The organism is Amycolatopsis sp. 195334CR, assembly GCF_017309385.1.
Lineage (GTDB): Bacteria > Actinomycetota > Actinomycetes > Mycobacteriales > Pseudonocardiaceae > Amycolatopsis.
The window spans coordinates 937389-951513 of sequence record NZ_JAFJMJ010000003.1; the positions used below are offsets into that span (position 1 = coordinate 937389).

Sequence of the window (14125 nt, forward strand, 5' to 3'; positions counted from 1 at the left end):
CTTCGCTCAGCCCGGGAACATTTCGGACAGGCGGGCCAGTGACTTCTCGATGCCCGCCTTGTTCCGCTTCGGGAACGGGCTGAGCGAGATCAGCAGCGGCACGCGCGCGGTCGACCAGTCGAAGGTCTCGGTGACCTGGGTGCGGCCGCCGTCGAGCGGGGTGAGCGCCCAGCGCCAGCGGTGGCCGTTGAAGTGGCGCCAGGCGATCAGGCGCCCCTCCTCGAACTCGACCACGGTGTTGAGGATCTTGTACGAGGCGCCCATCTTCATGTCCATGCCGAACTTGGCGCCGAGTTCGAGGCGTTCCGGGCCGCCGGACTGCGGGGCGAGCACGGTACCGGAGCCGTCGAGCAGCGGGTGCTTGGCCGGGTCCGCGAGCAGCTCGAAGATCTTGTCCGGCGTGGTGTTGATCGTCCGCGTGGACGAGACCTGACGTTGTCCCATGGGGACACCCTAGGGCGGATCCGGGGCCGGAACGGGGTTGTGGCCGGGAACACGCCCCGACATGTTCCCGGCCACCGGCACTGTGGTCTTTCCCCGTTACTGCTTGCGCTGCTCGTGCTCGAGCACCACGGTCCGCTCGCCGAGCGGCTGCTCCAGTTCGACGGTCAGCGTCGGGTAGCGAATGTCCATTGTGCACGCGACGTTGCCACCTGGCTCGGTCTCGACCACGTTGACCACGACCTTCTCCGCGCTCTGCTCCTTGATCTCCAGGCTGGCCTTGCCGCAGCCGCCCTCCTGGGCACCGATGGAGAGCACCTTGCCGTCGGCCACCATGGCGACCTTCTTCGGGAAGCCCTCCGGGAGCTTCGCCGCGTCGATCTTCTGCTCCGGGATCGTGGTGCCCGCCTCCGGATCGGCCGGATCCGCGGGTTCCGCCCCGCCGGGCACCTTGCTCACCGGCGGCGCGGGCTGCGGTTCACCGGGGGCGATCTGGTCGGCGGGCGCACTCGCGGCGGGCGGCGGCGGTGCGGCGGCGGGCTGACTGCCGTTCTGTGGGCTGGCGCAGGCCGTACCGGCGAGCAGGACGACACCGACGCCAACCATCTTCGCTGAGTACCTCATGCCCAGTAGACGGAACGGGTGCCGAACGGGGTTGCACGGTACCTACTTTCGTATTGCCACCACCACTCCGGCGATCTTCCGTGTCTACTTAGGACGTTTCAGAGGCCCACCTCGGCGGCGGTTTCCTCGGCGATCGCCGGGGAACAGGTCATGCCGCGGCCGCCGGGTCCGGTGATCAGCCAGGCGTTGCCGCCGACGCGGGCGCGGTGCACCACCCGGTCGCGGTCGGCGCACTGGGCGTAGACACCCGCCCAGCGGCGCACGATGCGCGGCAGCGGGCGGCCGAGCAGGTCCAGCGCCACCGCGTTGAGGTGGTCGTAGGGCTCCTCGGTGACGTCGAAGGCGAACGGTTCCTCGTACTCGTGCGTGTCACCGATGGTCAGCCCACCATCGCGACGCTGCACCATCAGCAGTTGCATCCCGTGCCCGGCGGCGATTTCGGCCTGGGGCTGGGTGCGGTTGAGCTGGTCGAGCGCGGGACCGCGGTAGGCCGGGTAGTAGCGGAGGCTGTCGCCGTCGGCCACCGAGGTGGTCAGCGGGGTGCCGAGCGGCGCGGTCTGCGCCATCTGCAGGCGGACGCGGCGCACCGGGATCTCCCCGGCCAGCTCGCGGACCAGGCCACCGAGCGCGGCACCGGTGCAGAACAGCACGAGGTCGCCGCCGTGCCACTGGCCGGTCTGGTCGACGACGCCGAGTTCGGCGAGCCCGCGAACCTCACGGCCGGGCAGCCAGGTGTAGCGGCCGGTCGCGGTGAGGTACTCGCGCAGCGCGGGCTGCGCGGTACGCGGCTCGACGGCCGCGTCCCGCTCGCACCACAACGCGCCGAGGTAGTCGCCGCCGAGCGCGGGGTTGATCGCACGCGTCTCCTGGGCGTCGACCAGCTTGTGGCCACGCTCCGCCGCCTCCTCGCCCTTGGCGACCTCGGCGGCGACGGCCAGCTCGGCTTCGGTGCGCAGGACGGTCAGCGAGCCGTTGGCGCGGAAACCCAGTTCGGGCACCTTGGCGCCGATCTGCTCCCAGAGCTCGCGGGCGCGCAGGGCCGTGGTCAGCTCGGGACCGGTCGCGCGGCCACCCACCCAGACCAGCCCGAAGTTGCGCACCGACGCGCCGCGGGCCTCCAGCTCGCGATCGAGCTGGATCACCTCGTGGCCGCGTTCGACGGCCTGCCAGGCGTGCATGGTGCCGAGCACCCCGCCACCGACGATCAGAATTCGCATGCCGCCGACGGTCGCCGCCGCCGGTGAACGCTTCACGACCACCCGGCGAACCCGAGCCGAACCGGCCCGCAACATTGGACCGAACCAGTTACTTTTCCGTTATCTACTTCACGGTGTGAGGCGGGTCGAGAAGCTGAGCCGGTCGCCTCGGTAAAGCGAGCGCACCCGTTCGAACGGCCGCCCGTCCGTCCCCCACGAGACCCGGTGCAGGAGCAACATCGGCAACGCCGGGTTCGTGCCGATCAGCAGGGCCTCCCGCGGGGTGGTCAGCACCGTCTCCAGCCGTTCGTCCGCACCGCCGAAGCTCAGCCCGAAGTGGTTCCGGAGGCACGCGTACAGCGACTCCGCCGGATCGAAGACGTCCAGCAGGCCGGGGAACCGCTCGGCCACCAGGTAGGTCGACTCCAGGCCGACGCGTTCCCCGTCGGCGAGCAGGACGCGTTCGAGGTGCACCACCGGCTCGTCGCGCGGGACGCGGAGGTCCGCGCCCAGCGCCGCCCCGGCGGGCACGGTCTCCAGGGTGATCAGCGCCCGCCCCGGTTCGATGCCCTGCTGCCGCAGTCCTTCGGTGTAGCTGACCAGTGCCAGCGGCTGCACCAGCTTCGGCCCGGCGACGAAGGTGCCGCTGCCCTGCCGCCTGCTCAGCCTGCCCTCCAGCACCAGCTCGCCCACCGCCTGCCGGATCGTCGCCCGTGAGACGTCGAACCGCTCGACGAGTTCGCGTTCGGTGGGCAGCGCGGCGCCCTCCCCCAGCTCGGCGATCAGGCCGAGCAGCTCGACCTTGATCGCGTAGTACCGCGGGATCCGGCCGTGCTCGGGAACGCCGTCCCGCACCGGCCCGCCGCCACTGGCCGGCGGCGGCGTGTTCGAAGTCTCAGGCACGAGCAACCACCCTAGGCGCTGTCCGGCGAGTCAAGCTCGCGGTCTTCGCGCCCAGCCGGCCCCTGGCGGCACGGGCGGATCGGCCGAGTACGGCCAGTACGAGGCCGACCCGCCCGCACCGCCAGGAACCACCTGGATCACGAAGCCCATCGAGCAGACTCACCGGACAGCGCCTGCACTCGACCTCGTAGGGTGACCGCCGTGAGCGAAAGCCTCAAGCGACGGCTCGGCACCGGCGACGCGGTGTTCATCGGGCTCGGGTCCATGATCGGTGCGGGAGTCTTCGTCGCCTTCGCGCCGGCGGCGAGGGCCGCGGGGTCGGGGCTGCTGCTCGGTCTCGCCATCGCCGCCGTGGTCGCCTACTGCAACGCGACCTCCTCCGCCCGCCTCGCCGCGCTCTACCCGTCGTCCGGCGGCACCTACGTCTACGGGCGCGAGCGGCTCGGCGAGTTCTGGGGTTACCTGGCCGGCTGGGGCTTCATCATCGGCAAGACGGCCAGTTGCGCGGCGATGACGATCGCCGTGGTCAGCTACGCCGCACCCGGCCTCGGCCAGCCGTGGCGCGGGGCGTTCGCGGCCGCGGTGGTGCTGGCGGTGACCGCGTTGAACTACCGCGGTGTGCAACGGTCCACCTTGGCCATGCGGGTGATCGTGTCGATCACGCTGACCGTGCTCGCCGCCGCCGTGGTCACCATCTTCGCCGCCGGCGACCCGCAACCGGCGAACCTCCGGCTGAGCACCGGCGGCGTGCTCGAAGCGGCCGGGCTGCTGTTCTTCGCCTTCGCCGGGTACGCGCGGATCGCCACGCTCGGCGAGGAGGTCCGCGACCCGGCGCGCACGCTGCCCAGGGCCGTGCCGCTGGCGCTGGGCATCACGCTGGTCGTCTACGCCGTGCTGGCCGTCGCGCTGCTCCTGCAGCTCGGGCCGGCCGCGCTCGCCGCCTCGACCGACCCGGTGGCGCAGGCCGTCCCGGCGTGGCTGTCCCCGGTCGTCCGGGTCAGCGCCGCACTGGCCGCGCTCGGCGCGCTGCTCGCGCTGGTGCTCGGCGTCTCGCGGACCACGCTGGCGATGGCCCGCGACGGCCACCTGCCGCGCGGGCTCGCCGCCGTGCACCCCCGTTTCGGCGTGCCACACCGCGCCGAGGTCACCGTCGGCGTGGTCGTCGCCGCGCTCGCGGCGGTGGCCGATCTGCGCACGGCGATCGGGTTCTCGTCGTTCGCCGTGCTCGTCTACTACGCCATCGCGAACGCGAGCGCGTTCACCCTCGGCCGCGTGGTCGGCGGCGTCGGCCTGGCGGGCTGCGTGGTGCTCGCGTTCAGCCTGCCGCTCGCGTCCGTGCTCGCCGGGGCCGGGGTGCTGGCCCTCGGCGCGCTCGCCTACCTCGTTTTGTCCAAACGCGACAGTGCGGCGGCGTAGTCCCGGACCAGCTCGTCGATGACCTCGGCCACCGGCCGCACCCGGTTCATCCGGCCGACGATCTGCCCCACCGGCATGGACACCACGGTCGGGTCACCCGCGGCGTGGATCCGGTTGTGCGCGTGGGAAACCAGCAGGTTCTGCAACGGCATAGGCAGCGGTGCCGGCGCGTCCTCCGCCGCCCACGCCTCGGTCCAGCGCGTCTTCAGCAGGCGGGCGGGCTTGCCGGTGTAGATCCGGGTCCGCACCGTGTCCGAGGACTTCGCCTCGACCAGGGCCCGTTGCATGGCCTCGGATTCCGACATGGTCTGGAGGTATTCCTCGGTGGTGAGCCAGATCGAGCCGGTCCACACCCCGGAGGCACCCAGCGCCAGTGCCGCGGCGACCTGCCGCCCGGAGCCGATGCCCCCGGCCGCGAGCACCGGCACCCGGTCACCGACCGCGTCGGCGATCTCCGGCAGCAACACCATCGAGGCGATCTCCCCGGTGTGCCCGCCCGCTTCGTAACCCTGCGCCACCACGATGTCCACGCCGTTGTCGACGTGGCGCACCGCGTGCTCGGCCTTGCCCGCCAGCGCCGCCACCGGCACCCCGTGCTCGTGGACCTGCTCGATCACGTCCACCGGGGGTGAGCCGAGCGCGTTGGCGATCAGCTTGATCGGGTGCTTGAGCGCCACCTCGACGTGCGACCGGGCCACCGAGTGCAGCCAGCCGAGCACGCCCTCGCGCTCGTCCGCGCCGCCGGGCAGCTCGGGCACCCCGAGCTGCGCCAGCGTGCGGTCGACGAACTCGCGGTGCTCCGGCGGGATGAGCTTGCCGAGGTCGACCGAGCTGCCCTCGTCCGGGATCTTGGCGGGCATCACGATGTCCACCCCGTACGGGCGGCCACCGGTGTTGGCGTCCATCCAGTCGAGCACCCGGTCCAGCTCGCCGGCGTCGTTGAACCGGACGCAGCCCAGCACCCCGAGCCCGCCCGCGTTGGTCACCGCGGCGGCCACGTGCTCCGACGGGGTGAACGCCACGATCGGGTGCTCGATGCCGAAGGTGTCGCAGAGTTCCGTGTGCATTCAGCCCGCCTGTCCCGCTACCAGCCCGGTAGCCGGTTCGTGTTCCGCCGCGTACTTCTGGGCCCACTGGTAGTCGGGCTTGCCGGTCGGCGTGCGCCCGACCTCGTCGGCCAGCCAGACCGTGCGCGGCACCTTGTAGCCCGCCACCTCCCGCCGGACGTGGGTCTCCAGCGCGACCAGGTCCAGCGCCCGGCCGGGCCGCACCTGCACCACCGCCGCCACCCGCTGGCCCAGCCGGTCGTCCGGCACGCCGATGACCAGTGCGTCGAAGACGTCGGGGTGCGATTTCAGCGCGCCCTCGACCTCCTCCGGGTACACCTTCTCGCCACCGGTGTTCACGCACTGCGAACCGCGGCCGAGCAGGGTCACCGTGCCGTCGCCCTCGTAGCGCGCGTAGTCGCCGGGGATGACGTACCGGGTGCCGTCGATCTCGGTGAAGATCGTCCGGCTCTTCTCCGGGTCGTTGTAGTAGCCGATCGGCACGTGGGCGCGCCGCGCGATCCGGCCGACCGCGCCCGGTTGCGGGTCGATCACCTGGTTGTCGTCGTCGAGCAGCACCGCCTGGCTGCCGAAGTTCACCCGCGGGCCGGCGCTGTGGTCGCTGCCCTTGGCCACCATGCCGATCCCGGTGAACCCGCTCTCCGAGGAGCCGATCGCGTCGGTGACCACCAGGTTCGGGAAGGTGTCCAGGAACTCCTGCTTGACGCTCTGCGAGAACAGCGCCGCGTGGCTGGACAGGGCCACCAGCGAGGTGGCGTCGTAGTCGCCTTCGCGGTAGGCCTCGATCAGCGGGCGGGCCATCGCGTCCCCGACGATGGTGAGCACCTGGACGCGGTTGCGCTGCACCTCCTTCCAGACCTCGTGCGCGTCGAACTGCGGCACGAACACGACCGGGCTGCCGGTGAACAGCGCGCCGAAGGCGGCCCACTGCGCGGCGCCGTGGATCAGCGGCGCCGCCGGGAAGCGCACCAGGCCGCTCGCCTTGCCCTCTTCGGCGAGCTGCCACTCGTCCTTGACGTACTCGCCGGTGACGAAGTTGATGCCGCCGCCGAGCGCGCGCCAGATGTCCTCGTGGCGCCACAGCACGCCCTTGGGGTAGCCGGTGGTGCCGCCGGTGTAGAGGATGTAGAGGTCGTCGGCACTGCGCTCGGGGAAGTCGCGTTCCGGGGAGCTGTCCGCCAGCGCCGTCTCGTAGGAAACGCCGCCGTAGGAAGAGAAGTCGGTGTCCGTCCCGTCCTCGACCACGACAACGTGTTGCAGTTTGGGACATTCCGGCAGAACCGCCGCCACCTTGTCGGCATACCGCCGTTCGTGTACGAGCGCCACCAGGTCGGCGTTGTCGAACAGGTACTTCAGTTCACTGTGGACGTAGCGGTAGTTGACGTTGACCGCGATCGCGCGCAGTTTGTAGGCGGCGATCATCGCTTCGAGTGTCTCGATGGAGTTTCGTGAATAGACGCCGATATGGGAATTTCTTGCCACACCGCGCCCGGCGAGGTGGTGCGCCAACCGGTTGGCGCGCGCCTCTAGTTCGGCGAAGGTGACCTGTCGATCGCCGCAGATGACCGCGGTGCGGTCCGGCACGGCGTCGACGGCGTGCTCGAGCAGATCTGCGATGTTGAGTGCCACCAGGCCAAACTAGAACATGTTATCGTTTTGGGCAATGGCCACGCCGCCGACTGGAGGACGCCGCATGACCGAGACCCCCCACGCACTGGTCGAGCAGCACGACCACACGCTGGTCGTCACGATGAACCGCCCCGCCGCGCGCAACGCGATCACCGGCGAAATGATGGCGATCATGACCGAGGCCTGGGACCGGGTCGACGCCGACGAGAGCATCCGCTGCTGCGTGCTGACCGGGGCCGGCGGCGCGTTCTGCGCCGGGGCGGACCTCAAGTCGATGGCGCGCAACTCGCCGGGTGACGCCTACCAGCGCGGGACCTGGGACCCGAGCTCCATCCCCGGCCTGCTCAAGGGGCGGCGGCTGACCAAGCCCCTGATCGCCGCGGTGGAGGGGCCCGCGATCGCCGGCGGGACCGAGATCCTGCAGGCCACCGACATCCGGATCGCCGGGGAGAGCGCGAAGTTCGGCGTGTCCGAGGCGCGGTGGGGCCTGTTCCCGATGGGCGGTTCGGCCGTTCGGTTGCCGCGGCAGATCCCGTACACCGTGGCGGCGGAGCTGTTGCTGACCGGACGGCACGTGCGCGCGGCGGAGGCCAAGGAGCTCGGCTTGATCGGCCGCGTGGTGCCGGACGGGACCGCGCTGGAAGCCGCACTGGAAACCGCCGCGGCGATCGCGGCGAACGGGCCGTTGGCCGTGCAGGCCATCCTGCGCACGATCCGCGAGACCGAAGGCATGCCGGAAGAAGAGGCGTTCAAGATCGAGGCGCAGCTGGGTGCCGCGGTCTTCACCAGCGAGGACGCGAAGGAAGGCCCCCGAGCCTTCGCGGAGAAGCGCCGCCCGAACTTCCGAGGCCGCTGACTCGATCGGTTCAGTGTCGTGCCCTAATTCCATTGCTCACCGTGGTGTGCCCGTGCCAGGGTTTGGGCATGTGCATGGGCATGGTCCTCGGTGACGTCCGGCTCCCACTTCGGCGCCGGAGCACCTGAACCCCGCTTGCTCCTCGCGTCGCAGTGATCCGCGTGTGGTCCACGTCCGATCATGAGGAGCCGAAGTGCTTTCCGAACCTCCCGCGAGCGCGCTGCTCGCGGACGACACCCTGCGCGCCGACACCGCGCTGCGCCACTTCCGCCGCGGCCGCCCGGTGTTGTGGCAGGGCGACTTCCACGGCGCCCGCCAGCTGCTGACCGCGCTCGGCCGCCGCACCAACAGCGTGCCGTTGCTGAAAATGCTGCTCATCCCGCTCGACGCCGACTACACCGTGCCGCTGCGCCGCGCGCCCGACGTGCGCGCGGCGTGCACCGAGGCGTTCGGCCCGCCGACCAGTCCGAAAGCGCTCCCCCTGCGCGAACTGCTCGGCGTCATCGGCGCGCACGAATGGCGTGTCAAGGGCATCGAAGTCCCCGTCCTGGGCGCGAAGATCCACCCGCACTACGGGGTCTTCGCGCCGATCCGCCAGGAGTACCTGGAGCTGGCAGGCAGAGCACCCTTCCCGACCACAAACCCCACCGCGTTCGACATCGGCACCGGCACCGGCGTGCTCGCCGCGCTCCTCGCCCGCCGGGGTGCCACGAAGATCGTCGCCACCGACGTGAACCCGCGGGCCTGCGCGTGCGCCCGCGAGAACCTGGCCAGGCTCGGCCACGACGTCGAAGTGCAGCAGCGCGACCTCTTCCCACCGGGCCGCGCGGACCTGGTCGTGTGCAACCCGCCCTGGGTGCCCGGCCGCGCCCGTTCCGACCTGGAGCTGGCGATCTTCGACACCGACATGCTCGACCGGTTCCTGGCGGACCTCGGAGACCACCTGACCCCGGCCGGCGAAGGCTGGCTCATCCTGTCCGACCTCGCCGAGCACCTCGGCCTGCGCACCCGCGAAGACCTCGAACGCACCATCGCCAGAGCGGGCCTGCGCGTCACGCAGAGGCTGGACACGCGGCCCAGGCACAAACGGGCCAGGGCCGACGAGACCACCTCGCTCTGGCGGCTTCAGATGGCGCGTTCGCGACCGGCCCAGTAGGGATCGCGCAGCTTTCGCTTGTACAGCTTGCCGTTCGGATCGCGGGGCAGCTCCGGCAGGTAGTCCACGCTCTTCGGCAGTTTGAACTTCGCCAGCCGGGAAGCGGCGAACTCCAGCAGCTCGGTGGTCAGCGCCGGATCGCCGGAAACACCCTCGGCGGGCTGCACGACGGCCTTGATCTCCTCGCCCCAGTCGTCGTGCGGCACGCCGAACACGGCCACGTCGGCCACCTTCGGGTGCATCACCAGCTCGCCCTCGATCTCGGCCGGGTAGATGTTCACCCCACCGGAGATGATCATGTCGTTGCGCCGGTCGTGCAGGTACAGGTACCCGTCCTCATCCAGGTGCCCGACGTCGCCGAGGGTGAACAGGTCGCCGACCCGCGCGCGCTCGGTCTTCTCCTTGTCCTTGTGGTACTCGAACTTCGAGTCGCCCATGCGCATGTAGACGGTGCCGATCTCGCCGGCGGGCAGTTCCTCCCCGTCCTCGTCGAGCACCTTGATCGTCGAGCCCGGCCACGGCTTGCCGACCGAACCCGGTTTGCGCAGCCACTCCTCGCCGTTGATCGCGGTGCCGCCGCCCTCGGTGGCCGCGTAGTACTCGGTGACCACCGGACCCCACCAGTCCAGCATCTGCCGCTTGACCTCCGGCGGGCACGGCGCCGCGCCGTGGATCATGCACCGCAGCGAGGAGACGTCGTAGCGCTCGCGGTCCGGCAGCGCCAGCAGCCGCCGGAACTGGGTCGGCACCATGTGGCTGTGCGTCACCCGGTACCGCTCGATCAGGCGCAGCATCTCGGCCGGGTCCCACCGGTCCATCAGCACCGCGGAATGGCCCAGCTGCAGGGAAATCGCCACGAAGTTGAGCACCGCGGTGTGGTACAGCGGCGAACCGCACAGGTGCACGTGCCCGTCCCCCGGCTTCAGCCCGAAGATGCCGAAGAACCAGGTGGACGCGGCGGGCACCTGGTCGGGGTCGGCGCCGGTCAGCGGACGGCGCACGCCCTTGGGCCGTCCGGTGGTGCCGGAGGTGTAGAGCATCGGCGAGCCGGAGGTGCGTTCCCCTGGCCGCTCGGTCGAGCCTGCCAGCTCCTCCATCGGGCGGAAGCCGTCGACCGCACCGACGGCGAACCGCGCTTCGGCGGGAATGCCCGCTTCGTCGGCCGCCGCGATGGCCACGTCGGCGAACCGCTCGTGCGCGAGGAACGCCTTGGCCCCGCTGTCGTTGAGGATGTAGGCGATCTCGGGACCGACCAGGTGCCAGTTCACCACCACGATGTACAGGCCGGTCTGGATCGCGGCGAAGTAGGCGGCCACCAGCTCGGCGCCGTTGGGCTGCAGCACGACGACCACGTCGCCGGTGCGGAGCCCCCGGTCCCGCAGGCCGTTGGCGTAGGCGTTCGCCTTGGCGGCCAGCTCGCCGTAGGTGACTTCGGTGCCGTCCGGCTCGATCACCGCCGTGCGGTCACCCTCGGCGGCGGCGATCGTCCACAGACCCAGGCTCATCCCCCAAATCTAGAACGTGTTCCACTTCTGGGCAAGTGGCAGCCGCCGTCCCATTGCCGAGATTTCGAGAACGTGTTTCACTTCTGCTCGTGACTCCCCCGCACACGCAGGAAGCGCCGTTGTCGGCCCCGATGAACATCGGGTTCGACTACACCCGTTCGGTCGGCCCGGTGCTGGGCCGGTTCGTCAACGGCCTCGCCGCGCACCGGATCGAAGGCGTCCGGGGCAGCGACGGCCGCGTCCACGTGCCGCCGGTCGAGTACGACCCGGGGACCGCCGAGGCGCTGACCGAGTTCGTCGAGGTCGGCACCGAGGGCACGGTCAGGTCGTGGACCTGGATGGCCGAACCGCTGGACGGACAGCCGTTGTCGCGCCCGTTCGCCTGGGCGCTGATCCAGCTCGACGGCGCCGACACCACGATGTTGCACGCGGTGGACGTGCCCGGGCCGGAGCACATGAGCACCGGCATGCGGGTGGCGGTCCGCTGGGCCGACGAGACCGTCGGGCACATCCGCGACATCGCCTACTTCCGCCCTGTCGACACCGAGGAAGCCGACGCCGGGCCGACGGCCGAGCCGCCGCCGGTGGCCGAGCGCGAGGAGGGCGACCCGGTCGGCGTGGTGATCACGCCCGTGCACCTGAAGTACCGGCACTCCGCCTCCCCCGAGGAGAGCCGGTACCTGCGCGGCCTCGCCAAGGGCAAGCTGCTCGGCCAGCGCTGCCCGGTGTGCCGCAAGGTCTACCTGCCACCGCGCGGCGCCTGCCCGACCGACGGCGTGCCGACCACCGACGAGGTGGAACTGCCCGACACCGGCATCATCACCACCTTCTGCGTGGTGAACGTGCCGTTCCTCGGCCAGCGCATCAAACCGCCGTACGTCACCGCGTACATCCTCATCGACGGCGCCGACATCGCCTTCCTGCACCTGATCCTCGGCTGCGACGCGGCCGACGTGCGGATGGGCATGCGCGTGCGCGCGTCGTGGCGCCCGCGCGAGGAGTGGACCACCTCGCTGGAGAACATCGCGCACTTCGAGCCGACCGGGGAACCGGACGCGCCGTACGAATCCTTCGCCCACCACCTGTAGGGACGCACAAATGCCAGATGTCGCCGTGATCGGCTTCGCCCAGGCGCCGAACGTGCGGGAGACGCCGGGCACCACCAACGGGGTGGAGATGCTGGTGCCCCTGCTCGCCGACGCCTACCAGCAGACCGGGTTGTCCAAACAGGACATCGGGTTCTGGTGCTCGGGATCCTCGGACTACCTGGCCGGGCGCGCGTTCTCGTTCATCGCCGCGGTGGACGCGATCGGCGCCTTCCCGCCGATCCACGAGTCCCACGTGGAGATGGACGCGGCGTGGGCGCTCTACGAGGCCTGGCTGAAGGTCCGGATGGGCGAGGTGGACACCGCGCTCGTCTACGGCTTCGGCAAGTCCTCGGCCGGGCAGCTGCGCCGGGTGCTCGCGCTCCAGCTCGACCCGTACTTCACCGCGCCGCTGTGGCCGGACTCGATCAGCATCGCCGCGTTGCAGGCCAGAGCCGGGCTCGACGCGGGCCTCTGGTCCGAAAAGGACCTCGCGGAGGTCGCCGTGCGCAGCCGGGCGGACGCGGCGGACAACCCGTTCGCCCAGTTCTCCGGTTCCGCCGGGGTGGGCGAGCTGCTGGACGCGCCGATGGTGGCGGATCCGTTGCGGCGCCACGACATCGCGCCGATCACCGACGGCGCCGCGGTGATCGTGCTGGCTTCCGAGGAACGCGCCCGCGACCTCGTCGAACGACCCGCCGTGATCACCGGCATCGAGCACCGGGTGGACTCGCCGGAGCTGGGCGGCCGCGACCTGACCCGCTCCCCCAGCACCGCGGCCGCCGGGAAGGCGGCGGGCGCCGACGGGATCGAGGTGGCCGAACTGCACGCGCCGTTCACCCACCAGGAACTCATCCTCCGCCGCGAACTGGGCCTGGGCGACGACGTCCGGATCAACCCGTCCGGCGGGGTGCTCACCGGGAACCCGATGTTCGCCGCCGGGCTGGCCAGGATCGGCGAAGCGGCCAAGCGCATCCTCGCCGGCACCGCCCGGCGCACCCTCGCGCACGCCACCAGCGGGCCCGCGCTCCAACAGAACCTGGTCGCCGTGCTGGAGAGGCGGGACTGATGACCGAGAAGCAACCGGCCGCGGTGCTCGGCACCGGGCAGACGCACCACCGCGCCAAGCGCCTCGACGTGTCCATGCCCGGCCTGCTGCGCGAGGCGATCGACCGCGCGATGGCCGACGCCGAAGTCGGCTGGGGCGAGATCGACGCGGTGGTGCTGGGCAAGGCCCCGGACCTGTTCGAGGGCGTGATGATGCCCGAGCTGTTCCTGGCCGACTCGCTCGGCGCCAACGGGAAACCGCTGCTGCGCGTGCACACCGCCGGTTCGGTCGGCGGGTCGACCGCGCTGGTGGCCGCCAGCCTGGTCCAGTCGGGCGTGCACCGGCGGGTGCTCACCGTGGCCTTCGAGAAGCAGTCCGAGTCCAACGCGATGTGGGGACTGTCCATCGTGCCGCCGTTCCAGATGCCGGTCGGCGCCGGGGCGGGCGGGTACTTCGCCCCGCACGTGCGCTCCTACATCCGGCGGTCGGGCGCGCCCGAGGTGGTCGGCGCGATGGTCGCTGCGAAGGACCGCCGCAACGGCGCGCTGAACCCGCACGCGCACCTCCAGCAGCCGGACATCACCGTGGAATCGGTTCAGGCGTCGAAGATGCTGTGGGATCCGATCCGCTACGACGAGACGTGCCCGTCCTCCGACGGCGCCTGCGCCATGGTGATCGGCGACGAGGCCGCTGGGGACGCGGTGCCCGGTGGTGCCGCCTGGATCCACGCGACCGCGATGCGCACCGAGCCGACCACGTTCGCCGGCCGTGACCAGGTCAGCCCGCGGGCGGGCCGGGACGCGGCGGCCGCGCTGTGGCGCGACGCCGGGATCACCGACCCGCTGTCCGAAGTGGACACCGCGGAGATCTACGTGCCGTTCTCCTGGTTCGAGCCGATGTGGCTGGAGAACCTGGGCTTCGCCGAAGCCGGGGCCGGCTGGAAGCTGACCGAGGCCGGGGAAACCGCGATCGGTGGCCGGTTGCCGGTGAACCCCTCGGGTGGGGTCCTTTCGTCCAACCCGATCGGCGCGTCGGGCATGCTGCGCTTCGCCGAGGCAGCCCGCCAGGTGATGGGCCGCGCCGGGGACCACCAGGTCGACGGCGCGCGGATCGCGCTCGGGCACGCCTACGGCGGCGGCTCGCAATATTTCTCCATGTGGGTGGTGGGCTCGCGCAAACCGGGTGACTAACCTGCCAAC

At 71.2% G+C, this 14125-nt stretch carries 13 protein-coding genes; 6 read left to right on the top strand and 7 right to left on the bottom strand.

Annotated features, from left to right (window positions below; all coding sequences use genetic code 11):
* Window positions 1-6: 6 nt before the first annotated feature.
* The 4 genes from JYK18_RS41565 to JYK18_RS41580 form a co-directional block, all read right to left on the bottom strand.
* Window positions 7-444, bottom strand: a complete 438-nt coding sequence (locus JYK18_RS41565) for an SRPBCC family protein (protein ID WP_206809437.1) — start codon at window positions 442-444, stop codon at window positions 7-9.
* A gap of 96 nt (window positions 445-540) precedes the next feature.
* Window positions 541-1047, bottom strand: a complete 507-nt coding sequence (locus JYK18_RS41570; protein ID WP_206809439.1) for a hypothetical protein — start codon at window positions 1045-1047, stop codon at window positions 541-543.
* A 116-nt stretch (window positions 1048-1163) separates the two neighbouring features.
* Entirely contained in the window at window positions 1164-2282 is a 1119-nt protein-coding gene (locus tag JYK18_RS41575; RefSeq protein WP_206809440.1) for a TIGR03364 family FAD-dependent oxidoreductase, read from the bottom strand.
* A gap of 108 nt (window positions 2283-2390) precedes the next feature.
* Window positions 2391-3164, bottom strand: coding sequence for a GntR family transcriptional regulator (locus JYK18_RS41580; RefSeq protein ID WP_307796302.1), 774 nt, complete (start codon window positions 3162-3164; stop codon window positions 2391-2393).
* A gap of 264 nt (window positions 3165-3428) precedes the next feature.
* Here JYK18_RS41580 and JYK18_RS41585 point away from each other — a divergent pair, with 264 nt between their 5' ends.
* The gene (locus tag JYK18_RS41585; protein WP_206810020.1) at window positions 3429-4580 is read left to right on the top strand and encodes an APC family permease; all 1152 of its coding nucleotides are present in this window, start codon (window positions 3429-3431) and stop codon (window positions 4578-4580) included.
* Here JYK18_RS41585 and JYK18_RS41590 read toward each other — a convergent pair.
* Together JYK18_RS41590 and JYK18_RS41595 are read right to left on the bottom strand one after the other, a co-directional pair.
* Window positions 4541-5647 carry a nitronate monooxygenase family protein gene (locus JYK18_RS41590; protein ID WP_206809441.1) on the bottom strand — a complete coding sequence of 369 codons (1107 nt, stop codon included), beginning with the start codon at window positions 5645-5647 and terminating at the stop codon, window positions 4541-4543. The two genes, JYK18_RS41585 and JYK18_RS41590, sit on opposite strands and share 40 nt — an antisense overlap.
* A complete protein-coding gene (locus JYK18_RS41595; protein ID WP_206809442.1) occupies window positions 5648-7276 on the bottom strand; it encodes an acyl-CoA synthetase in 1629 nt (542 codons plus the stop codon).
* 64 nt (window positions 7277-7340) lie between these two features.
* Here JYK18_RS41595 and JYK18_RS41600 point away from each other — a divergent pair, with 64 nt between their 5' ends.
* Complete coding sequence (locus tag JYK18_RS41600) at window positions 7341-8132, top strand: crotonase/enoyl-CoA hydratase family protein (RefSeq protein ID WP_206809443.1); 792 nt, start codon at window positions 7341-7343, stop codon at window positions 8130-8132.
* 193 nt (window positions 8133-8325) lie between these two features.
* A complete protein-coding gene (locus JYK18_RS41605; protein WP_206809444.1) occupies window positions 8326-9288 on the top strand; it encodes a methyltransferase in 963 nt (320 codons plus the stop codon).
* Here JYK18_RS41605 and JYK18_RS41610 read toward each other — a convergent pair.
* A complete protein-coding gene (locus JYK18_RS41610; protein ID WP_206809445.1) occupies window positions 9258-10793 on the bottom strand; it encodes an acyl-CoA synthetase in 1536 nt (511 codons plus the stop codon). The genes JYK18_RS41605 and JYK18_RS41610 overlap by 31 nt on opposite strands.
* 131 nt (window positions 10794-10924) lie before the next feature.
* Between JYK18_RS41610 and JYK18_RS41615 the strand changes: the two genes are divergently transcribed.
* The 3 genes from JYK18_RS41615 to JYK18_RS41625 are packed head-to-tail and all read left to right on the top strand — an operon-like array spanning window position 10925 to window position 14116.
* Window positions 10925-11881 carry a Zn-ribbon domain-containing OB-fold protein gene (locus JYK18_RS41615; RefSeq protein WP_206810021.1) on the top strand — a complete coding sequence of 319 codons (957 nt, stop codon included), beginning with the start codon at window positions 10925-10927 and terminating at the stop codon, window positions 11879-11881.
* Between the two features lie 10 nt (window positions 11882-11891).
* Window positions 11892-12947 (top strand): thiolase domain-containing protein, encoded by a 1056-nt coding sequence (locus JYK18_RS41620; RefSeq protein WP_206809446.1) that lies wholly within the window; start codon window positions 11892-11894, stop codon window positions 12945-12947.
* Complete coding sequence (locus JYK18_RS41625; RefSeq protein WP_206809448.1) at window positions 12947-14116, top strand: thiolase domain-containing protein; 1170 nt, start codon at window positions 12947-12949, stop codon at window positions 14114-14116. Before JYK18_RS41620 ends, JYK18_RS41625 begins: the two co-directional genes overlap by 1 nt.
* Window positions 14117-14125: the final 9 nt, after the last annotated feature.

Excerpts from the sequence above, each read along its gene's own strand:
- JYK18_RS41565 (WP_206809437.1), bottom strand. The coding sequence starts at position 444 with ATGGGACAACGTCAGGTCTCGTCCACGCGGACGATCAACACCACGCCG.
- JYK18_RS41570 (WP_206809439.1), bottom strand. The coding sequence starts at position 1,047 with ATGGTTGGCGTCGGTGTCGTCCTGCTCGCCGGTACGGCCTGCGCCAGC.
- JYK18_RS41575 (WP_206809440.1), bottom strand. The coding sequence starts at position 2,282 with ATGCGAATTCTGATCGTCGGTGGCGGGGTGCTCGGCACCATGCACGCC.
- JYK18_RS41585 (WP_206810020.1), top strand. The coding sequence starts at position 3,429 with ATGATCGGTGCGGGAGTCTTCGTCGCCTTCGCGCCGGCGGCGAGGGCC.
- JYK18_RS41590 (WP_206809441.1), bottom strand. The coding sequence starts at position 5,647 with ATGCACACGGAACTCTGCGACACCTTCGGCATCGAGCACCCGATCGTG.
- JYK18_RS41600 (WP_206809443.1), top strand. The coding sequence starts at position 7,341 with ATGACCGAGACCCCCCACGCACTGGTCGAGCAGCACGACCACACGCTG.
- JYK18_RS41610 (WP_206809445.1), bottom strand. The coding sequence starts at position 10,793 with ATGAGCCTGGGTCTGTGGACGATCGCCGCCGCCGAGGGTGACCGCACG.
- JYK18_RS41615 (WP_206810021.1), top strand. The coding sequence starts at position 10,925 with ATGAACATCGGGTTCGACTACACCCGTTCGGTCGGCCCGGTGCTGGGC.
- JYK18_RS41620 (WP_206809446.1), top strand. The coding sequence starts at position 11,892 with ATGCCAGATGTCGCCGTGATCGGCTTCGCCCAGGCGCCGAACGTGCGG.
- JYK18_RS41625 (WP_206809448.1), top strand. The coding sequence starts at position 12,947 with ATGACCGAGAAGCAACCGGCCGCGGTGCTCGGCACCGGGCAGACGCAC.